This is a genomic window from Burkholderia sp. B10, assembly GCF_004368385.1.
Classification (GTDB): Bacteria; Pseudomonadota; Gammaproteobacteria; order Burkholderiales; family Burkholderiaceae; genus Burkholderia; species Burkholderia vietnamiensis.
Genome location: NZ_PQMX01000019.1, coordinates 1 through 20,966, shown reverse-complemented (window position 1 = coordinate 20,966; position 20,966 = coordinate 1). Strand labels below are relative to the sequence as shown.

Below are 20,966 nucleotides of genomic sequence, written 5' to 3'. Positions count from 1 at the left end.
GCACCAAGCGTCCGGCCCCGCTGCCCGCGGCAGCGTCCCTCGCTCGCTCCTTCCGCGGGATGCGCAGTCGTCCACTCCATTCCCGGATCGCCACGGCAACACACGAGTTCGCCGCAACGGCGCTCGCCCACATCGCCTCGTCGGCACTTTCGCACTTCCACGCTCCGCAACGGCGCGCCATTGCCACCGACCGACCGGTCGCTCCCGCCCCGCACCCCTGACGCCCCTTTCCTCAGATCAAACCCGCTTGCCCCGGCTCGGGTTTGTCTCGATACATTTTTCCGTTGCGCGTTTTTTTGTTGTCGTAGTATCCACACTGACAACACATGTTGCTCTAATGTATAATTCAACATCGCATGTTGCGGTGCGGCTTGATGTCGTCATTCCCCGGCCAGCCGGCCGGTTACCTCGCTCAACCATGCGAAGAAAAGTCATGAGTCGCCGTTCCTTCCTGAAAGCCGTGCGGTCGCTGCCGCGCTCGGCGCCAGCATCGCCCGCGCGGACACCAAGACGCTCGTCGTCGGTACCGATACGTCGTTCATGCCGTTCGAGTTCAAGCAGGGCGACAAGTACGTCGGCTTCGATCTCGACCTGTGGGCCGAGATCGCGAAGGACCCGGGCTGGAAGTACACGATCCAGCCGATGGATTTCGCGGGCCTGATTCCGGCGCTGCAGACGCAGAACATCGACGTCGCGCTGTCGGGGATGACCATCAAGGAGGAGCGCAAGAAGGCGATCGACTTCTCCGCGCCGTACTACGACAGCGGGCTCGCGGCGATGGTGCAGACCGGCAATACGTCGATCAAGTCGATCGACGACCTGAACGGCAAGGTGATCGCCGCGAAAACGGGCACCGCGACGATCGACTGGATCGAGGCACACCTGAAGCCGAAGGAAATCCGCCAGTTCCCGAACATCGACCAGGCGTACCTCGCGCTCGAGGCAGGCCGCGTCGACGCGGCGATGCACGACACGCCGAACGTGCTGTTCTTCGTGAACAACGAAGGCAAGGGCAAAGTGAAGGTCGCGGGCCAGCCCGTCAGCGGCGACCAGTACGGGATCGGCTTCCCGAAGGGCAGCGCGCTGGTGCCGAAGGTCAACGCGTCGCTCGTGAAGATCAAGGCCGACGGCCGCTACGCGCAGATCTACAAGAAGTGGTTCGGCGCCGAGCCGCCGAAGATGTGAGCGTGACGCCACACGATGGCGCGGCCGGGGTGGCCGCGCCGGTCTTGAATCGAACGGGGAGCGACACGTGAATTTCGATTGGCCGGCGATCTGGGCGGCGCTGCCGGACCTGATGGACGGGGTCCGGTTGACGGTGTTCATCGCACTGGTGGGGCTGGTGGGCGGTTTCGTCGTCGGGATGATTGCGAGCATGTTCCGCGCATACGGACCGAAGGCGATGAACATGCTCGCCCAGATTGATATTGAACTGATCCGCGGCACGCCGATCGTCGTACAGGTGATGTTCCTGTACTTCGCGTTGCCGCTGCTCGCGCATATCCGCATCGACGGCCTGACGGCCGCGATCACGGTGAATTCGGGCGCGTATCTCGCGGAAGTGGTGCGAGGCGCGCTGCTGTCGATCCCGAAGGGGTTGACCGAAGCGGGGCTCGCGGTGGCCGTCATCTATCTGATACTGACCGGCGTGATGACGCTGGCGCTTCGGCTCGTCGAAAAGCGGATGAAAATCTTATGAGCATGATCGAATTCCAGAACGTGTCGAAGAGCTTCGGCCACGTGCCGGTGCTGAAGAACATCGACCTGAAGATCGACGCAGGCGAGGTGGTCGTCGTGGTCGGCCCGTCGGGCTCCGGCAAGTCGACGATGCTGCGCTGTATCAACGCGCTCGAGAAGATCACCGGCGGCGAGCTGCTGGTCGACGGCCAGAGCGTGCGCGGCAACGCGACGACGATCCGCGACATCCGGCTCGAAGGCGGCATGGTGTTCCAGCAGTTCAACCTGTTTCCGCAAATGACCGCGCTCGAGAACGTGATGTTCGGGCCGATCCAGGTGCGCGGCGCATCGCGCGCGAATCACTATCCGTCGGAGCTGTCGGGCGGCCAGCAGCAGCGCGTCGCGATCGCGCGGGCGCTGGCGATCCGGCCGCGGCAGCGGCTGATGCGGTTCGACGAGCCGACGTCAGTGCTCGATCCGGAATTGCGCCATGAAGTGCTGAAGGCGATGCAGGATCTCGCGACCGAAGGGATGACGATGATCGTCGTCACGCACGAGATCGTCCGGCGACCGTCGGCGGCGCGTCGATGCGCTGCTGCCGGGCATCGACGTGCCTGACGAAGCCGCGCTGCTGCGTGTGCTCGGCGACCGCGCACCGGAAGGGCTGCCGATCTATCGCGACGATCCGGCCGACCCGGACGACGAAAACACGCTGGCGACCGCGGTGTTCGAGATCCGCGACACCGCGATCGACTTCACGATCCATCGACACGGCACGCAGCGCTTCGCGACGCGCATCGTGCCGTCCGGGCACGCGCCCCGCGCGTCCTGATCCATGAGGCAACGCATGACGACCGTTTTCCATCGCGCTCCGCGCGCCACCTTGCCCGTCGCCGTCGCAGGCGACGGCATCGAGATCATCGATTCGACCGGCAAACGCTATATCGACGCCTGCGGCGGCGCGGCCGTATCGTGTCTCGGCCACAGCAACCAGCGCGTGATCGACGCGATCAAGCGGCAGGTGCAGCAGCTGCCGTACGCGCATACGTCGTTCTTCACGACCGACGTGGCCGAGGAGCTGGCCGACCGGCTCGTCGAGGCCGCACCGGCAGGGCTCGAGCACGTGTATTTCGTGTCGGGCGGCTCCGAGGCGATCGAGGCCGCGCTGAAGCTCGCGCGCCAGTATTTCGTCGAGAAGGGCGAGCCGCAGCGCCGCCACTTCATCGCGCGCCGCCAGAGCTATCACGGCAACACGCTCGGCGCGCTCGCGATCGGCGGCAACGCATGGCGGCGCGAGCCGTTCCTGCCGCTGTTGATCGAAGCGCATCACGTGAGCCCGTGCTATGCGTATCGCGACCAGGCGGCGGGCGAGACCGACGAAGCGTATGCGCAGCGCCTCGCCGACGAGCTCGAGCAGAAGATCGTCGCACTCGGCGCGGAGAACGTCGCGGCGTTCGTTGCCGAAACGGTGGTCGGCGCGACCGCCGGCGCGGTGCCGCCGGTACGCACTTACCTGAAGAAGATTCGCGCGGTCTGCGACAAGTACGGCGTGCTGCTGATCCTCGACGAAATCATGTCGGGGATGGGCCGCACCGGCTACCTGTTCGCGTGCGACGAAGACGATGTCGCGCCCGACCTGCTGACGATCGCGAAAGGGCTCGGCGCCGGCTACCAGCCGATCGGTGCGACGCTGGTGAGCGATCGCATCTATCGGACGATCGTCGACGGCTCCGGCTTCTTCCAGCACGGTCACACGTATCTCGGCCATGCCACCGCGTGCGCGGCCGCGCTCGAAGTGCAGCGCGTGATTGCCGACGAGAAGCTGCTCGACAACGTGAAGGCGCGCGGCGAGCAGCTGCGCGCGTCGCTGCGCGAGCACTACGCTGCGCATCCGCACGTCGGCGACGTGCGCGGGCGCGGGCTGTTCGTCGGCGTCGAGCTGGTGCGCGATCGAGACAGCAAGGCACCGTTCGATCCCAAGCTGAAGCTGCATGCGGCGGTCAAGCGCGAGGCGATGCAGCGCGGGCTGATGGTGTATCCGATGGGCGGTACGATCGATGGCGTGCACGGCGATCACATTCTCGTCGCGCCGCCGTTCATCTGCACCGCGCAGCAGATCGACACGATCGTCGAACGGCTGTCCGGCGCGATCGGTGCGGCGCTCGCGTCGGCCGGCGCGTGAATCCCGAACCCCTGGAGAGGTTGCGATGACAGACAGATTGCCTCCGTTCGATCCGGCATCGGCGAGCGACGAGCAGAAGGCCGTGCTGGCCGAAATCCTCAGCGGTCCGCGCGGCAACCTGAACGGCCCGTTCGTCGGCTGGATCGCGAGCCCCGAGCTGGCGCAGCATGCGCAGCGGCTCGGCGCGTTCTGCCGCTATCGCACCGGCTTGCCGCTGCGGCTGTCGGAGCTGGCGATCCTCGTGACCGCCGCGCGCTGGCGCTCGCAAGCCGAGTGGCACATCCATCATCCGATCGCGCTCGAAGCCGGCGTGCCGGCCGCAACGGCCGACGCGATCCGGCGCGGCGTGAAGCCGGCGTTCGAATCGGACGACGATGCGCTGATCCATGCGTTCGCGACCGAGCTCTACGACACGCAGCGCGTGAGCGACGCGACGTTCGCGCGCGCACGCGCGCGCTTCGGCCACGAGACGGTCGTCAATCTGGTCGCGCTGCTCGGCTATTACGCGCTGGTCGCGATGACGCTCAACACGTTCGGTATGCGCGCAGACGGACAAACTGATTTGCCGTTTTCGGAATAATCGCCGCGTGCGCCGGTGCGGCCGGCATCGCGCGCATGCGTTGCGATGGCGCCGAAAAGCCCGTCGGCACGGGCTTTTCGGCGATGTGCGGGCGGGCGGCCGGCATCGTGCTCGCGCGTCGATTGCGCGCGTCGTTTCGCGTGCGCTTCAGTGCATGAATTTTTCCCCTTCCCTAAAATTTCTGCAAAGAATTTACGGGGGAAATATCGATGCGCTGGGTCCTGTTGATCGTGTTCATTGCGTGTGTGGTCCATACGCATCGGCGCGGCAAGGTTCGGCATCGGTTGTTCAGGCAACTATCCGATCACTCGACCTTCACCGCGCCGCTGAACTGCTTTTCGTATGCGTTCTCGTCGGTGCCGACCACGCCGTTCATCGACATCGGCCACTTTCCTGAACTCGCGGTGCTGCAGCGCGAATGGCGCACCTTCCGCGACGAAGCGCTCGCGCTGCGCGATTCGAGCCGGATCAAGGCGTCGGCCGAGTACAACGACATCGGCTTCAATTCGTTCTTTCGCAACGGCTGGAAACGCTTCTACCTGAAGTGGTACGACGCGCCGCATCCGTCCGCGCAGGCGTTGTGTCCGCGCACGGTCGAGATCCTGTCGCGGATTCCGTCGATCAAGGCCGCGATGTTCGCGCAGTTGCCGCCGGGCGGGAAGCTCGGCCTGCATCGCGATCCGTATGCGGGGTCGCTGCGCTATCACCTCGGGCTCGACACGCCGAACGACGCGGCGTGCCGGATCGTCGTCGACGGCGAGTCGTATGCATGGCGCGACGGCGAGGCCGTGATGTTCGACGAAACCTATCTGCATTGGGCCGAGAACCGCACCGAGCACGATCGCGTGATCCTGTTCTGCGACATCGACCGGCCGATGAAATACCGCTGGGCGCAGCGCGTCAACGACGCGTTCGGGCAGCTGCTGATGCGCGCGGCGGCGTCGCCGAACGAAACCGGCGACCGCACCGGCGGCCTCAATCACGCGTTCAAGTATCTGTATGCGATTCGGCGCCTGGGCAAGCGGCTGAAGGCGTGGAACCGGACCGTGTACTACATCGTGAAGTGGGCGCTGTTCGGCGGGATCGCGGTCGCGATATTCTGGGTCTGATCGCATGACGGGCGGCAGCGGGGCGGTTCGGGCGGGCTGACGATCGCGAGGCTGCGCTGCATGGTGGGCCGGCTGCGCGTCAATGCAACCAAATGTATTCGCACGGGATCGCGCGTCGACGCGCGGGTATCATGGCTTGTTCACGTCGACACGATCGGTGAGCAAGCATGACGAGTACCCGAAAGACATTGTGGATCGCCGGTGGGCTGCTGGTCGCGGCCGCGGGCGCCGGCTACGTAATGCTGCTGCGTGCGGACCACCGCGCGATCGCAGAGGCCGGCATCGGCGACGCAGCCGCACCGGCTGCTACGGCCCCAGCCGACGGCCGCACCGTGCAGGGCGCGATCGCGCCGCCCGCGCCCGATGCCGCTCCTTCCCCGCATGTAGATGAGGCGCTGCCGCAACAAGCGGCCGCACGTGACCGTTCGGTGCCGGCGTCCGCGGCGGTCGCGCAAGTTGCGCCGGCCGCGCCCGTCGCTGCCGTGCCCGCGCCGAAGCCGGCCGCACCGCCGCCCGCCGTCCACGTGGTCGCGGTCGAGCCGGCCGATTCGACCCCCACGAATGCGAAACCCGCGCAGTTGCCGCCGGCAGCGCCGCAGACGATTCAACCGGCTCAGCCGACCCGCGCGGCGCAACCCGCTGCACCGGTTGACACGGCGCAAGCGCCTCGGTCCGGCAAGCAGCCGACCCGCCATGCCGCACGCACCCGCGACGGCCTCGAGCGCCACGCGGCAACGGCGCAGCCGGCGCAGCGCGCCGAAACACCTGAAACCGCCGCGCTGGTGCGCGAGTCCGCCAAGCTCGATCCGTCGTTGCCGCCGCCGCAATACGTGGCGACGCCGGGCCTCGCGCAACCGCATGCGGCCGCCGGCTCGAACCCGGTTGCCGCCGCGATGACCGAGCAGTTGGTGCGGCAATCGAGCACCATCAGGACGACGCCCGCGTCGACGAACGGCGCGCCTGTCGCCCCGTGACGAGCGGCAGCGCGCTCGCGCGGCGCGACGCCGGATAAAAAAGGGCCCGCACGCCGACCAGAGCATGCGGGGCCAAGAGAGACGAATCGGTGCGCGCGTCGCGCGTTACGCGTTACGCGGCGAGTGCTTCGGCGGGCTGCGGCGCGGCGGTCGTGACCGGCGTCGCGTCCTGCCGAATCAGGTGATCGAACGCGCCGAGCGATGCCTTCGCACCTTCGCCGACTGCGATCACGATCTGCTTGAACGGAACCGTCGTCACGTCGCCGGCGGCGAACACGCCGGGCACCGACGTCCCCCCGCGGGCGTCGACGACGATCTCGCCGTGCTTCGACAGCTCGACCGTCCCTTTCAGCCATTCGGTGTTCGGCACGAGGCCGATCTGCACGAACACGCCTTCGAGCGCGATACGTTTAGTTTCGCCCGACTGCAGATCCTTGTAGACGAGCGCGTTCAGCTTGTTGCCGTCGCCGGTCAGCTCGGTCGTCTGCGCTTGCGTGACGATCGTGACGTTCGGCAGGCTGCGCAGCTTGCGCTGCAGCACCTCGTCGGCGCGCAGTTGTGCGCCGTATTCGAGCAGCGTGACTTCCTTCACGATGCCGGCGAGGTCGATCGCCGCCTCGACGCCGGAGTTGCCGCCGCCGACCACCGCGACACGCTTGCCCTTGAACAGCGGGCCGTCGCAGTGAGGGCAGTAGGCGACGCCGCGGTTGCGGTACTCGCGCTCGCCCGGCACGTTGATTTCGCGCCAGCGCGCACCGGTCGCGAGAACGATCGTCTTCGCCTTCAGCACGGCGCCGTTCGCGAGGCGGATCTGATGCACGTCGCCGGGGATCAGCGCCTCGGCGCGCTGCACGTCCATGATGTCGACGTCGTACTGCTTCACGTGCTGCTCGAGTGCGGCCGCAAACTTCGGCCCTTCGGTTTCCTGCACCGACACGAAGTTTTCGATGGCCATCGTGTCGAGCACCTGGCCGCCGAAGCGCTCGGCGACGACGCCCGTCGCGATGCCCTTGCGCGCCGAGTAGATCGCCGCGGCCGCGCCGGCCGGGCCGCCGCCGACGATCAGCGTATCGAACACCGGCTTGTTTTCGAGCGACTTCGCGGCGCGTGCGCTCGCGCCGGTGTCGAGCTTCGCGAGGATTTCCTTCACGCTGCTGCGGCCCTGGCCGAACGTTGCGCCGTTCAGGAACATCGTCGGGACGGCCATGATCTGGCGTGCGTCGACTTCATCCTGGAACAGCGCGCCGTCGATCGCGACGTGGCGGATGCGCGGGTTGATCAGTGCCATCACGTTCAGCGCCTGCACGACTTCCGGGCAGTTCTGGCATGACAGCGAGAAATACGTTTCGAACGCGAAGTCGCCGTCGAGCGCGCGAATCTGTTCGATCACGTCGTCGTCGAGCTTGATCGGATGGCCGCCGGTCTGCAGCAGCGCGAGGACGAGCGACGTGAATTCGTGGCCCATCGGAATGCCGGCGAAGCGGATGCCGGCCGGCTTGCCGGGTTCGCCGATCGAGAACGACGGCTTGCGCTCGGCATCGTCGCGGCGCTCGATGACGGTCACGCGCGACGTCAGCGACGCAATCTCGTTCAGCAGCGCAAGCAGTTCCTGAGATTTCGCACCGTCGTCGAGCGAGGCGACGAGTTCGATCGGGCGGGTGATCTTTTCGAGGTACGCTTTCAGTTGATTCTTGAGATTGGCGTCGAGCATGGCGTTCTGAATTCCGTATTGATGTGGCTGCTCGGGCACGGGGTGCCGGAGGAGGGCGGGCGGCGAGGGCCGGCCCGCGGTGGCGTGGCGCGCGCCGTGCGGCGCGCGCGGGGCGATCGTCAGATCTTGCCGATCAGGTCCAGCGACGGGGTCAGCGTTTCCGCGCCCGGCGTCCACTTTGCCGGGCACACTTCGCCCGGATGTGCGGCGATGTATTGCGCGGCCTGCACCTTGCGCAGCAGTTCGCCGGCGTCGCGGCCGATGCCGTTGTCATGGATTTCGCACAGCTTGATCTCGCCTTCCGGGTTGATCACGAACGTGCCGCGCAGCGCCATCCCTTCTTCCTCGATCAGCACGTCGAAGTTGCGCGACAGCGTGAGCGTCGGGTCGCCGATCATCGGGTACTTGATCTTGCCGATCGTCTCCGACGTGTCGTGCCATGCCTTGTGCGTGAAGTGCGTATCGGTCGACACGCCGTAGATTTCGACACCCAGTTTCTGGAATTCGGCGTAGCGGTCGGCCAGATCGCCCAGTTCGGTCGGGCACACGAACGTGAAGTCGGCCGGGTAGAACACGACGACGGACCACTTGCCCTTGAAGTTCTCTTCGGTCACGGGCACGAAATCGCCGTTGTGGTATGCGGTTGCCTTGAACGGTTTGATTTGGGTGTTGATGATCGGCATCTTGAGCGTTCCTTTGCGGTGGTGTTGATGAAGTGTGCTCAGTATCGGGGTTCACCCTTGCCTTGTGAAATTGCTTGTTTTAATCCGCTGCATCGGGAATTTCTATCTGGTTGCGGCGCGGTTTCGAACGGGCGTGGGCGGGGCTTTGGATCCGTGAGGCGGAGTGAGGCTCGGAGGGGCGGCATTGCGTGCGGCGCGTGCGCCGTGGCCGAACGCGAGGAAGCTCGATGCATCGCCTGGGGCGCTGCGGTCGGTCGATGGTCGCTGGGCACGAGGCCGGTGCGATATCGGCACCGCGGCCACGTGATGTATGGAAATGCCGGGTGCTTTGCATGTGCCGTTGGGCGGTGGCGCGGTTGCGCGATGCGGCGGTCAGTTCGAGCGTGTTGTGCGTGTCGGGGCGTCGTCGAGCGCATGAAGCGTATCGAGTACGTCGAACGTCGGCACGCACGGACCGGCGTGCGACGCTTGGCCTATACGGTCGCGCGGCTGCCGTCAGGGGGCAGCGACTGGCAGGGCAGGACGGGGCAGACATTCGCCCCGCCGCCGCCTGCGCTACAACTGATAGGGCGCCCGGATGCCCGGTTCGGTGGCGGGAAAATCCTTCGTGTTGCGCGATACGAGCAGCAGGCCGTTCACTTGCGCGGAAGCCCACACGATCGCATCGGGCAACCGAATGCGGCGCGCCTGGCGAATCGCGACCGCGCGATTCGCCACCGCGCCGTCGAGCGGAATGATGTCGAACGACGACAGCCACGTGCGGATCGCTGCGTCGTCGCTTGCCGTTGCGCCGACCAGGACTTCCATCCAGGTCACCACGCTGATCGCGCGCGACTCGTAGCGGGCGAGTTCCTCGCGCGCGGCTTCCACGCCGCCGAGATAGTCGATCAGGATGTTGGTGTCGAAGAGGGCATTCACCATTCCGCGCGCAACGCCTGTTGATACGCGAGCCCGTCGAGCGCGCGCGTTTTCCAGAGACCGAACACGGTGCCGGCATGCGGCGGCCGAAGCCGTGCGGGACGAGCGTTGGCCGCAAGCCGGCGGCTCCGGCATGCGGTGACGTAACGGGTGTCGATGATCGCTTTTACCATTCTGAACGCAGTGCCTCCTGATAGGTGAGCCCGTCGACGGCGCGGTCCTTCCACAGGCCGAACACGATATCGGCATGCGATCGCTTGTGTTGTGCGATATACGCATCGATTGCATCGCGAATGATCGCGGCGCGAGGGCGTTGCTCAGTGTCGACGATGGCGGCCAGCTCGTCGAGCTGGCCATTCGACAGATCGATCAGGATGCGGCTCATGGCATTCTCCGATATATGATATGCGTATCATATATACATCGAGTGACGTCCGCAAGCTGGGGCATCGCCGACGCGCGGCCGCTACGACAACATCTGCGTGTGCTGAAGGCCCCGATGTCGTATGCGCGCCACATCGGCGCGGTGCGCGACGCGGCGCAGGCGTTCGGCTTGTCGCACCTGGACATCGTGTCGGGCGCGGGCCACGACGCGTGCCATGCCGCGCGTGCCGTGCGTCGACGGTCTCGGCCACAACGAGGCCGACGCGATCACGCCGGAATGGTCGACGGCCGGCGCCAACGTGCTGCTGCAAGCGGTGCCGCGAAGCGCCCGTGAGCGCCGCGGCTTATTTGCCGGGCTTGCGCCGCGCGACGTACGTCAGGTACGCGACGATCTGGTCGAGTTCCCGGTCGCTCAGCTGCTCGGGCGGGAACGCCGGCATCACGCGGCCCGGCCAGTCGCGCACCGAGGCCGGATCGCGGATGTAGCGGCGCAGCGCGGCCGGCTGGAAGTAGTCGACCGGATTCATCGGCGTGTTCAGATCGGGGCCGGCCTGGCTGCTGCCGGCGCCGTCGATGCGGTGGCAGGCGAGGCACAGCGTGACGAACAGCCGCTGCCCGGCGCGGGCCGGCGCGTTCGCCGGCAATGCGGGATCGACCGCGAGCGACGGCCAGCGCGCGAGCGGCGACGACTGGATCGTGATGCGCACGATCTGATACGGCCACTGCTCGCCGCGCACCGACGCCGCGTCCGGCCCCGACCACACCAGATAGAACGGGCCGGCGCTGACCGGCTTGCCGGGCAGCTTCGGCCACGGCCGCGCCGGGTCCTCGATCGCGAGCCATGCAACGGCGCCGGCCGGCGCACGACGGCGCACCAGATCGAGCGGCAGCTGAGCGGCGAAGCCGTCCGCCGCGCGCGTTTCGAGCACGCCGTCCGCCGGCAGCGGCGCATCGCCCAGCAGCGCTGCGAACGGCACCGCACGGAACGTCATCGGCCGCCCGTACGCGATGTCGTGCGGCACGTGCAGCTCGGTCGCATCGGCGCGTGTGAGCAAGGCGTCGCGCGTCAGCACGCGCGGCGCGCCGCCGGTGTCGAGTTCGAGCGCGGACTGTGCGGATGCGTGCGTGGCGAGCGCGCACGCGAGCAGCAACAACAGCGAAAACCACCGGCGCTTCAGCATTCGTTCTCCGTACGAGGGTGTTCCGGCCGCGAGAAAACTGCAGGGGCGCTGGCCGGTGAATGGGATCGGGCGACAGTCTAGCCGGTGCGCGCGGCGTTGGCGACTTCGGAACGCGCGGCGTGCAGCGTGCGCGCGATATAGCATCGGGTACCGAAACATGCGCGGTGCGGTGCGCTGCCTCCTTCACGGCATCGCGGACATCGCGATACAGTCGGTCGCGCCGACGCTACCGGACCATCGGCATGGACACTGTCGCAGACCGTACGCTTTGCCCATATCCGACGATCGTGGCCAGCCAACTGGCGTCGGCCCGGAATTTCCCGTCATGCCGAATTTCCATCCGGACACGCTGCTGGACGGCGTCTCAACGCTCGAGCGCATCGTTCGCGAAGGCGTCTATCGCTCGCAGTTCGAAACCGTGACGAGCAACGAGCGCTGAACGCGCAGCCACGATGTGCGCGCGGGCGCTCGCCGCACCTTGATGGTCAGCGGCGCGCACACTGCGCGTCCGCGTCCGGCAATGGCGTCTCGCGCGCCGTGTCGAAGTCGGCTTCGCGTACGCCGGTCGGTGTCAGCGACACGAAATGCATCGCGGCGGCGCGCGCCGGGAATCCGACGATGCCGGTCGCCCCCCACGGCACCGGCGAGCGCTGCACGCCGCTTACGGTCATGCCGGTCGGCGACAGCGCCAATGTCAGCAGCCGGCCGTCGCGGGTCGGCACGTACGCGTGTGCGCCGTCGATGCCGATCCCCGACTCCCGCACCGACGCCGGCAGACAGTCGAGCGTCGCGACGCGGCGCCCGTCCGGATCGATCAGCATCGCGACGCCGCGCTCGTCGGCCGTCGTCGTCACGACGACGAAGCGGTCGATCGCCGGCACGTAGGCCGACGAGTACACGTAGTACTGGATCGCGTCGCTCAGCGTGCCGAGCTTGTCGAGCTTCGCGGTGACCGGATCGAACATCGCGTATTCGAGCGTCGCGTCGGTGCTGCCGGCGATGTACTTCTGCCAGACCAGCAGCGCGCGGCGCGGCGAGCCCGCGACCAGCGGCCACCATTCGCGGCGATGCGGCGCGACCGGCACGTGGTTCAGCACGCGTCCTTCGGCATCGTAGGTTTTCACATAGACGCCGTTGCCGGTGCCGAGGTTGTCGACGCCGCCGCCGTCGATCCAATCGGTGGAATAGAACACGACGAAGCGTTCGCCGACCGCGGCGACATGGCCCGAATGTCCGCCCGACTCGACGTCGTTCGGATAGGGCTTGACCGGTTTCAGGTCGCGCCGATAGATGCCGTATCGCTGGCTGACCACCTGCGGCGTATTCCAGCCGTCCTCGAACGTGACGAAGATGTCGCCGCGCGGGTTCTGCGCGATCGACACGGGCTCCTGCGCCTCCGGCCGGCTGATGAACGTATGGACGCGCAGCATGCGCGGCTTGCCGGGAAGCCATTCGCCGACGTACACGTCGTGCGGCCAGTTGCCGCTGCGCAGTGCGCCGCGCGGCGCGATGCCCGAGCTGCTGAAGAACACCCAGCGTCGCCCGCCGCCGGCGTCGGCTACGCCGATCCCGTGCATGAAGCGCCGCGGGTCGCCGTCGTCCTGCGGCGCGGCGCGTTCCTGCACGGTGACGGTATGCATGGCCGAGGTACCAGCGCACGCGAGCGACGGGACCACGGCAGCCCAGCAGACGCCGCACAGCGCCGCCCCGAGCCGCGCGCGAGCGCCGCGCCGGCCCGCATGCGCGACGACGGCCAGCCGCCCCATCATTCGACGGTCACCGATTTCGCGAGATTGCGCGGCTTGTCGACGTCGGCGCCGCGCGCGCAGCCGACGTGGTACGCGAGCAGCTGCAGCGCGATCACGTTGACGATCGGCGACAGCGCATCGCCCGATTCGCGCACGCGGATCACGTGCGTGTCGCGGTCGGCGTCGATCCCCAGATGCTGGCCGGCGAGCACGTACAACCGGCCGCCGCGTGCGCGCACCTCCGCCATGTTCGATTTCAGCTTCTGGAACAGGCGGTCGTCCGGCGCGATCGTGACGACCGGCATCGCACTCGTCACCAGGGCGAGCGGCCCGTGCTTCAGCTCGCCGGCCGGATAGCCTTCAGCGTGGACGTACGACACCTCCTTCAGCTTCAGCGCGCCTTCGAGCGCGATCGGATAGTGCATGCCGCGCCCGAGGAACAGCGCGTGGTCGGCGCGCGCGAACTTCGCGGCCCAGCCCATGATCTGCGTTTCGAGCGCGAGCGCGTGGCCGATGCGCGCCGGCAGCGCGCGCAGCCCGTTCAGGTGCAGCGCGACCTGCGCGTCGTCGAGCCGGCCGCGTTGCCGCGCGAGCGTCAGCGTCAGCAGGAACAGCGCGACGAGTTGCGTCGTGAACGCCTTGGTCGACGCGACGCCGAGCTCGATGCCCGCGCGCGTGAGGAAGCAGAGCGGGGCGGTGCGCGCGATCGAGCTGGTCGCGACGTTGCAGATCGCCATCGACAGATGCTGGCCCATCGCGCGTGCATACTCGATCGCGCCGATCGTGTCTGCCGTTTCGCCCGACTGCGAAATGCCCACGACCAGCGTGTGCGGATCGGGCACGGTCTCGCGATAACGGTACTCGCTGGCGATCTCGACCTGCGCGCGGATGCCCGCGATGCTCTCCAGCCAGTACTTCGCGGTGAGGCCCGCGTAGTAGCTCGTGCCGCAGCCGAGCAGCAGCACGCTGCGCGTTTTCGACAGCAGCGCGCGCGCGGTTTCGTCGTCGCCGAACAGCGCGGGCGACACGGTGTCGACGCCGTCGAGCGTGGCGGCGATCGCCTTCGGCTGCTCGAAGATCTCCTTCTGCATGAAGTGACGATACGGTCCGAGCGCTGCGTCGTGGTCGCGCGCCCGGACCACGCACAGCGGACGCTGCGCGTCGCTGCCGATCGAATCGACCACGGCGATGCGCTCGGGCGTGATCAGCGCGACGTCGCCGTCTTCGAGGTAGACGAAGCGGTCGGTCAGCTCGCCGAGCGCCGCGCAGTCGGATGCCAGATAGTTCTGGTCCGCGCCGATGCCGATCACGAGCGGCGAGCCGGCGCGCGCGGCCACCAGCCGCTGCGGCTCGCAGGCGCTCAGCACCGCGATCGCATAGGCGCCGTGCAGCCGCTTGACCGCGCGCCTCACCGCGTCGAGCAGATCGTCGCGATACACGCTGTGGATCAGATGCGCGATCACCTCGGTGTCGGTCTCGCCGCGGAACATGTAGCCGCGCTGCCGAAGCTCGGCGCGCAGCGTGTCGTGGTTCTCGATGATGCCGTTGTGTACGACCGCGATCGTGTCGCCCGACATGATCGGGTGCGCGTTCATTTCCGACGGCGCGCCATGCGTCGCCCAGCGCGTGTGCGCGATGCCGGTCTGCCCTTCGAGGCCGAGCGTCAGCACGCGGTCCTGCAGGTCGGCCACGCGCCGCAGCGTGCGTTCGCTGCACAGGCGGCCGTCGCGCAGCACGGCGATGCCGCACGAATCGTAGCCGCGATACTCGAGCCGGCTCAGCGCCTTGACCAGTTGCGGCACCTGATTGTTCAGGCCGCTTGCTCCGACGATTCCGCACATGATTCACCTCGTCTACAGAACGGGAAGTTGCCGCCCGGCGCGCGGCGCAAAGCGAACGATGCGCCGCGCGCGGACGGACGCGCACGCCGACCTACTCGCGGGGCTGCGGCCCCGCGTGCGCGATCCATTCGATGCCGGCGATCGAGCCGTTCGCGTCGTGCGACGCGACCAGAATGCGCGTCGTGCGCCGCGCGCCGTAGCGGCGTGCGCCGGCCAGCGCGTGCGCGGGCACCGCGCGCGCCTGCACGCTGGCCGAGCGCCGCAGCATCTTCGACACGCGCAGCCGGTACGCGAGCGGGTGCACGACGCGCCCTGCGATCAGCCACGTGACGATGGTGCCGGCGATCAGCGCGATGCTCGTCACATAGAACACGATCTGCTCGATCGGCATCTCGGCCTCGTTGAACGGCAGCAGATAGCGGTACGTATAGATGCAGATCGATGCCCAGACCCCGCCCACCAGCGCGGGCCGCACGAGGCGGAACCATGCGACCAGCACGGGGCCGACGAGCGTGCCGCGCTCCGCGATCATCTCGTGCGGCGCACGCAGGGAAAGGTCAATAATCGGCGCGTTCTTCATGTTGAATGCCTCGGTCGGGACTGACCCACACGGCGCGCTTGCCGCGGCCCCGCAGTACGACGGCGGGCAACGCGACGACGGTGGTGATCATGCTGATCAGCCAGAACGCCACGGGGTACCAGATGGTGTCAAGGAAGTACATCAGGAGTTTTTCGTCGTAACGACGATCGATCATGCTGCCGATGATCAGCTGCAGGATGCAGGTTGCGACCAGCAGCATCCCGTGCCAGTGCGGCACCACGGACACATGCCAGTTCGCCGGGAGCGGGTACACCACGTCGATCAGCGCGAGCAGCAGGATGAACGACATCGCGTACGCCCATGCGATGCCGATCAGATACTCCGCGAACAGCGGCCACATCATCATCTGGGTCGGCCGCGCGAGCGTGCCCGCGTACTTGAGCAGCACCTGGATGCCGCCCTTCGCCCAGCGCAGCCGCTGTCGGTACAGTCCTTTCAGCGTCTCGGGCATCAGGATCCAGCTGAGCGCATGCGGCTCGTAGACCACGCGCCAGTCGCGGCACTGCAGCTTCCAGCTGATGTCGATGTCCTCGGTCAGCATGTCCGAGCTCCAGTAGCCGACGTCGGCGAGCGCGGTCTTGCGGAACATCGTGATCACGCCCGACACTGTGAAGATGCGGCCGTACACCTGCTGCGTGCGCTTGATCAGCCCGACGATCGACGAGAATTCGCCGACCTGCATGCGGCCGAGCAGCGACGTGCGCGTGCGGATGCGCGGGTTGCCGGTGACCGCGCCGACGCCCGGATCGGTCACGAAATGCTCGAGCATCCAGCCGATCGCGTCGTGCGCGAGCAGCGCGTCGCCGTCGATGCACAGCAGATACTCGGCGTTCGATACCGCTGCGGCGGTGGTGAGTCCGACCGCCTTGCCTTCGTTGCGCGCGTGGTGAATCACGAGCAGGCGCGGAATCTCGACGGCCAGTTCGTTGAGGATCTCGCCGGTGCGGTCCTTGCTGCCGTCGTTGACCGCGATGACGTCGTAGTTCGGATAATCCATCGCATCGAGGTGGCGGATCACGCTGCGCGCGTTCGCGGCCTCGTTGAAGCAGGGCACGACGATCGAGACCTTCGGAATGCCGCTCGCCGCGATCGCGCGCGTGCCGAGCGTGCGGCCTTCCTCGAGCAGGAAGTAGTGAACGACGCCGCCGATCATCCACAGATACGACATGAAGAAAGGGTAGTAGAACACGAAGTCCTGCACGCGCTGGATGAGGCTGTGGCTGGTCATGGCGTCCGGGTCCCCTGCGCGTTCTGCATCTGCATCAGCGCGTTGATCGATGTCGGGTCGAGGCGCGACTTCAGCGACATCACGTCGCGCATTGCGTCGAGCTCGGGTTGGCCGTTGAGGAAGTTGTCGGGGTAGTAGCCGAAGTTCACCGCGCCCTCGCTGCGCAAGCGGCGCATCTGCGCGAGCAGCGTGCCGGCCGACACTTCCTTGCGCGCATGCCAGTCGTACGACTGCAGTTCGAATACGGTGCGCTGCAGCCCGCGCTGCTTCGCGCGCACCGTGCGCACGAGCTGGTCCAGCCAGCGCTCCGGGTCGCTCGCCTGCTCCATGTACGGCATCGCCATCAACGCGACGTAGTCGTAGGTCGCGAGGAAGTCGTCGTAGTTCTGCGCGTACCACGCCTCGGACTCGGGCTTGATCACCGGCAGCGCGAACAGGTTGCGCGCGGTCAGCACGTCGCCGACGTTCTGATAAGCCAGCACGATCTGTTCGAGCTGCCGCGTCAGGTCGATCAGGTAGCGCGATTTCTGGCGGGTCCAGCGCTTCATCAGGTCGGGGCTCTCGCGGATCTTGCCGACATCGGCCGGCAGTCCCCACAGCGAATAGGTGTGCAGCGCATGCCGGCCTGCGTCCTCGTAATCGTCGAGCACGGCGTCGTCGCTGAACAGGATGCCGCTGAACGACGCGTGCTTGCTGAGATCCTCGTAGATCTGCTCGATCATCAGTCGCGCATCCGGATCGAACGGGCTCAGCCGGAACACGCGCGTGCCGTTCTCGCGCGCCGGCGCGCCGCCGTATGCGGTGACGGCCGCGAGCCCGCGCAGCTTGTCGGGCGGCGGCCGGAACGCGATCACCGGCATCCACGCGTACACCTGCACGTTCGAGCGCGTGTTGAGCTGCCACGCGGCGCGCGAGAACAGGTCGGCGCGCATCGGCAGATGGCGGTTCGGGAAATACACGGCTTCGGCGACGCCCGTGCCCTTCGGGTCCGCATAGGCCTGCAGGTAGACCGACTTCGGCTGCATCCGGTAGATGCGCTCGATCAGCTTGCCGAGATTGGCTTCCTGGCGCGCCGGGTCCGGATCGTAGACCTGATCGAGATCGACCTGCACGATGCGCTCGGGCACGTCGACGTCGCCGCGGTTCGACGCCGGCTCGCGCATCGAGCGCTCGAACCCGCCGATGTCGACGTCGTACATCATCAGGATCCGCCTCAGCCGGTCCAACGGCACGTCGGGCGTGTTCGGGCCGGCATCGAGGCTGAACTGGATGTCCATGCCGAGCGATGTCGAAATCCTGCGCACGGGCTGGTTTTCCGCACCGTACGGCCACACCATCGCGCGCGCGACGATGCCGGTGCGCTCGCGGATCTGCCGCACGCAGGTTTGCAGGTCGTCGTGCACGCGTGCTTCGAACTCGGCGTCGGTTTCATAGCGCTTCTCGTCTTTGAGATACAGATGCGACGTGGTCGCCGGCAGCTCGTTGCCTTGCGGGTTCGCGACCGCGCCGTGATGAAGGTTGTGGGTGTGGCAGCCCAGCTCGACGAGGTGCGACTGGCCGATCTGCTTCACCTCGTCCCACGACATGAAGTAGTCGCGCGGCACCTGGACCTTGTCGCTGATGCGGATCGGCAGATCGGGCGGCGCGTCGATCCACGCGGTGACGATGCCCATCACGGCCGGATATTGGAAGCGCTCGAGCAGCGGCAGCACCTTGGTGTAGTGGCTGCGGTAGCCGTCGTCGAACGTGAGCAGCACCGCACGCGGCGGCAGCGGCTTGCCGCCGCGCCGCGACTCCTCGATCTGGCGGACCGTGATGGTGTGATAGTTGTTGGTCTGCAGCCACGAGAAGATCGCCGTCAGCGTGCCGGTGTCGACCGCGAACGGGTCGACCATCGCCGACGCGGACGAGAACGACGCCATCAGGTTGTCGCGCACGTCATGCAGGCAGATCACGCGAAACGTCTTGCCGTCGGCCGGATCGGACGGCGGCAGCAGGTCGATCATCTTGGCCCCCGTCACGCCCGGGAACAACGAACAGGCAGCAAACGTGCCGACGCATCCGCACATGAAGGTCCGTCTCGATTGCATTGTCCGATCTCCTTGCTAGAACGGCAGGTTGACCGACAGGAAGCCGGTTTCGGAGCGCTCGCGCTGGCCGTCGTACGCGTGGCTGCTCACCTCGATGCCGTAGCTGAGCGTGATGTCGCGCTTGAAGGTCCACGCGTGTTCGATGCGCGCACTCCACAGCGCGCTCGTGCCGAAACCGCGCTCGTTGTACATGCCGCCCGACACCGACACGCGCTGCTGCAATCCCATGTCGCCCTTCTTCCACAGCATCAGCTGGTGCATCACGGTGACGGCAGCCGCATAGTCGCGGCCTGGGCTGAAGTACGGTGCGTCCTGGCGCGTGTTGCTGTCGGTGCCGAGATCTAGCGACACGTTGACGAGCTGGTTGGCCGACGTGTACACGCGCTGCGTCGCGCTCGCCGCGATCTCCTGATGCAGGTTCGAGTCGCTGTAGCGGTTCACGCCGTAGCTGAGCCGGACCTCGCGGCGATCGTTCTGGCGATACACGACCGCGACGTTCGCGGAGCGGCCCCAGATGTGCGCCGCATAGGCCTTCCACGGGAGCGAGTTGTCGTTGCTGTCGAGCGCGCCGCTCACGGTCCAGTAGTCGTTCAGCGCGTAGGCGATCGTGCCGCGGCCGCCGGTTCGGCCATCGGTGCCGAGCGAGCGCGTGGCTTCCGCCTGCACGGTCAGCGGCCCGTGCCGGTAGTCGCCGCCGACGCCGGTGCGCGTGCGGCTGATCCTGCCGGCATCGGTCTGCGCGTAGCCGAAGAACGTATGCGAGAACACGCGCCAGTTGTCGCCGAACGGCTGTGAGTACAGATAGCTGTCCGACGTGAAGCTGTTGTCGGCCAGTGCGCTGTTGCCGTGTTCGTAGCTCAGTTCCGTCGTGAACACGGGGCTGCGATAGGCGTTGTAGTCGCGCTTGAAGCTGCGCACGGCGCCGCTGTCGGGGAACGTGTTGCCGAGCGTCTGATCGGCGTATTTCGCGCTCGCGTAGTCGTCGGCCGCGAGCGCCGCGCGGCCGAGACCGGCGAGCATCTCGACGCTGTCCGGATGATCGGTCAGCGAGGCGCGGTACATCGAGATCGCCTGGCGCGGATGCGACTGGCCCGACACCGCGTCGGCGTGCGCCGCGCGGATTTCCGCATTGAACGGCACCTCCTTCTCGAGCTGTTCGAGCGCGGCGATCCCTTCGTCGACGTGCCCCGTGACGATCAGGTATTGCGCGCGCAGCCGGTAGTAGCGCAAATAATCGCTTTCTTCCGGGCCGTAGTTGCGTACCTCCTTCGCGGGCGGCAGCGACGTGCGCATGTCGTCGAGCACTTTTCCGGCGTCGGCCGCGCGGCCCTGGTCGACGTACGACCAGAACAGCCCTTCGCGCAGTTCGATCGCGCGCGTGCGGGCGCCGTACTGGAAGCCGCGGGTCGCGCGGTCCGTCGGCGATGCGGTGGCCTGTTTCAGCGCACGCTCGTATACGGCGTGCGCCTTGGCCGGTTCGCTCAGGTACAGGTAGGCATCGCCGACGGCCGCGAGCGCGTCGATCGAGATCTCCGCGTTGGACGGGATCGTCTCGAACGTCGCGACGGCCGTTTTCATGTCGCCGCGTGCCGCATGCGCGATCGTGCGGTCGCCGGCGAGCGCGGTGCGGACCGGCGAATACTCGGGGGTCGGCGGCATCCGCTGGTCGAGATCGTCGGCGGCGCGCAGCGCGTCGTCGATCCCGTCGAAGCGGTCGGCGCTCGTCATCGAGCGCGACTTGTCGCGGCCGCCGCGTACCTGCTGGCGTATCGACAGTTCCTCCAGCTGCGCGACGTCGACCGCCGAGAATGCGTCGGGCCGTGCCTTCGCTTCCTCGAGCGCCTTGACCGCGCCGCCGCTCGCCGCGAGGCCGAATACGTCGTTGCGCACGGTGGCGACGTCGGCGGTTCGCAGGTTCGGCGCCTGCGCGTTCGGCGCCTCGACGTCGGGGCCTTGCGAGCGCTGCGGCGTATCGCCGGGGAGCTGGGCGCCGGGCGATTGCGAGTTCGGCGCGTCGAGCGTGGACGGTTGCGCGCCGGGCGGCCGCAGGGTGGGCGCG

At 67.3% G+C, this 20,966-nt stretch carries 17 protein-coding genes and 4 pseudogenes; 10 read left to right on the top strand and 11 right to left on the bottom strand.

All coding sequences use genetic code 11. The features are described from left to right. The first annotated feature begins 433 nt into the window (after positions 1–433). The 8 genes and pseudogenes from glnH (at position 434) to C3Y15_RS12250 (ending at position 6,522) form a co-directional block, all read left to right on the top strand. Positions 434–1,185 (top strand): annotated as a pseudogene (glnH, locus tag C3Y15_RS12285) (glutamine ABC transporter substrate-binding protein GlnH). A 67-nt stretch (positions 1,186–1,252) separates the two neighbouring features. Continuing rightward, the gene (locus C3Y15_RS12280) at positions 1,253–1,699 is read left to right on the top strand and encodes an ABC transporter permease subunit (RefSeq protein WP_069246519.1); all 447 of its coding nucleotides are present in this window, start codon (positions 1,253–1,255) and stop codon (positions 1,697–1,699) included. Further along, positions 1,696–2,238 (top strand): annotated as a pseudogene (locus C3Y15_RS12275) (ATP-binding cassette domain-containing protein); the annotation flags it as partial. The gene C3Y15_RS12280 and the pseudogene C3Y15_RS12275, both read left to right, overlap by 4 nt. Continuing rightward, a pseudogene (locus C3Y15_RS12270) lies at positions 2,231–2,509 on the top strand (carcinine hydrolase/isopenicillin-N N-acyltransferase family protein); the annotation flags it as partial. The pseudogenes C3Y15_RS12275 and C3Y15_RS12270, both read left to right, overlap by 8 nt. A 15-nt stretch (positions 2,510–2,524) precedes the next feature. After that, positions 2,525–3,859, top strand: a complete 1,335-nt coding sequence (locus tag C3Y15_RS12265; RefSeq protein ID WP_059459889.1) for an aspartate aminotransferase family protein — start codon at positions 2,525–2,527, stop codon at positions 3,857–3,859. Positions 3,860–3,884: 25 nt separating this feature from the next. After that, positions 3,885–4,439: a carboxymuconolactone decarboxylase family protein gene (locus C3Y15_RS12260; RefSeq protein ID WP_059455256.1), complete on the top strand. Its 555-nt coding sequence runs from the start codon at positions 3,885–3,887 to the stop codon at positions 4,437–4,439. 209 nt (positions 4,440–4,648) lie between these two features. Beyond that, positions 4,649–5,548, top strand: a complete 900-nt coding sequence (gene lpxO / locus C3Y15_RS12255; RefSeq protein ID WP_059461133.1) for a lipid A hydroxylase LpxO — start codon at positions 4,649–4,651, stop codon at positions 5,546–5,548. A 167-nt stretch (positions 5,549–5,715) separates the two neighbouring features. Continuing rightward, complete coding sequence (locus tag C3Y15_RS12250) at positions 5,716–6,522, top strand: extensin (protein WP_069240098.1); 807 nt, start codon at positions 5,716–5,718, stop codon at positions 6,520–6,522. Between the two features lie 112 nt (positions 6,523–6,634). Here the strand turns inward: C3Y15_RS12250 and ahpF are convergent, their stop codons facing one another. The 4 genes from ahpF to C3Y15_RS12230 form a co-directional block, all read right to left on the bottom strand. Next, positions 6,635–8,233: an alkyl hydroperoxide reductase subunit F gene (gene ahpF / locus C3Y15_RS12245; protein WP_011881943.1), complete on the bottom strand. Its 1,599-nt coding sequence runs from the start codon at positions 8,231–8,233 to the stop codon at positions 6,635–6,637. A 119-nt stretch (positions 8,234–8,352) separates the two neighbouring features. Then, complete coding sequence (gene ahpC / locus C3Y15_RS12240) at positions 8,353–8,916, bottom strand: alkyl hydroperoxide reductase subunit C (protein ID WP_011881944.1); 564 nt, start codon at positions 8,914–8,916, stop codon at positions 8,353–8,355. Positions 8,917–9,471: 555 nt separating this feature from the next. After that, complete coding sequence (locus tag C3Y15_RS12235; protein WP_011881945.1) at positions 9,472–9,837, bottom strand: type II toxin-antitoxin system VapC family toxin; 366 nt, start codon at positions 9,835–9,837, stop codon at positions 9,472–9,474. Positions 9,838–10,000: 163 nt separating this feature from the next. After that, positions 10,001–10,219, bottom strand: coding sequence for a hypothetical protein (locus C3Y15_RS12230; RefSeq protein ID WP_011881946.1), 219 nt, complete (start codon positions 10,217–10,219; stop codon positions 10,001–10,003). Positions 10,220–10,345: 126 nt separating this feature from the next. On the opposite strand from C3Y15_RS12230, the pseudogene C3Y15_RS32240 reads away from it, so the two are divergent. Next, positions 10,346–10,553 (top strand): annotated as a pseudogene (locus C3Y15_RS32240) (Zn-dependent hydrolase); the annotation flags it as partial. 9 nt (positions 10,554–10,562) lie between these two features. Here C3Y15_RS32240 and C3Y15_RS12220 read toward each other — a convergent pair. Continuing rightward, on the bottom strand, positions 10,563–11,399 hold the full coding sequence (locus tag C3Y15_RS12220; RefSeq protein ID WP_011881947.1) for a cytochrome c: 837 nt from the start codon (positions 11,397–11,399) through the stop codon (positions 10,563–10,565). A 325-nt stretch (positions 11,400–11,724) separates the two neighbouring features. On the opposite strand from C3Y15_RS12220, the gene C3Y15_RS32235 reads away from it, so the two are divergent. Continuing rightward, positions 11,725–11,838 (top strand): DUF3626 domain-containing protein, encoded by a 114-nt coding sequence (locus C3Y15_RS32235; protein ID WP_224056435.1) that lies wholly within the window; start codon positions 11,725–11,727, stop codon positions 11,836–11,838. Between the two features lie 46 nt (positions 11,839–11,884). Here C3Y15_RS32235 and C3Y15_RS12210 read toward each other — a convergent pair whose 3' ends face one another. The 6 genes from C3Y15_RS12210 to pgaA form a co-directional block, all read right to left on the bottom strand. Next, the gene (locus C3Y15_RS12210; RefSeq protein WP_060121065.1) at positions 11,885–13,168 is read right to left on the bottom strand and encodes a hypothetical protein; all 1,284 of its coding nucleotides are present in this window, start codon (positions 13,166–13,168) and stop codon (positions 11,885–11,887) included. Then, on the bottom strand, positions 13,165–14,988 hold the full coding sequence (glmS, locus tag C3Y15_RS12205; protein ID WP_069246518.1) for a glutamine--fructose-6-phosphate transaminase (isomerizing): 1,824 nt from the start codon (positions 14,986–14,988) through the stop codon (positions 13,165–13,167). Before glmS ends, C3Y15_RS12210 begins: the two co-directional genes overlap by 4 nt. Before the next feature lie 91 nt (positions 14,989–15,079). Next, entirely contained in the window at positions 15,080–15,568 is a 489-nt protein-coding gene (locus tag C3Y15_RS12200) for a hypothetical protein (protein ID WP_059734812.1), read from the bottom strand. After that, entirely contained in the window at positions 15,546–16,817 is a 1,272-nt protein-coding gene (pgaC, locus tag C3Y15_RS12195; protein WP_011881951.1) for a poly-beta-1,6-N-acetyl-D-glucosamine synthase, read from the bottom strand. Before pgaC ends, C3Y15_RS12200 begins: the two co-directional genes overlap by 23 nt. Further along, positions 16,814–18,907: a poly-beta-1,6-N-acetyl-D-glucosamine N-deacetylase PgaB gene (gene pgaB / locus C3Y15_RS12190; protein WP_011881952.1), complete on the bottom strand. Its 2,094-nt coding sequence runs from the start codon at positions 18,905–18,907 to the stop codon at positions 16,814–16,816. Before pgaB ends, pgaC begins: the two co-directional genes overlap by 4 nt. 15 nt (positions 18,908–18,922) lie before the next feature. Then, positions 18,923–20,966: poly-beta-1,6 N-acetyl-D-glucosamine export porin PgaA (gene pgaA / locus C3Y15_RS12185; protein ID WP_134206833.1), on the bottom strand; the 2,044-nt coding region annotated here is incomplete at its 5' end.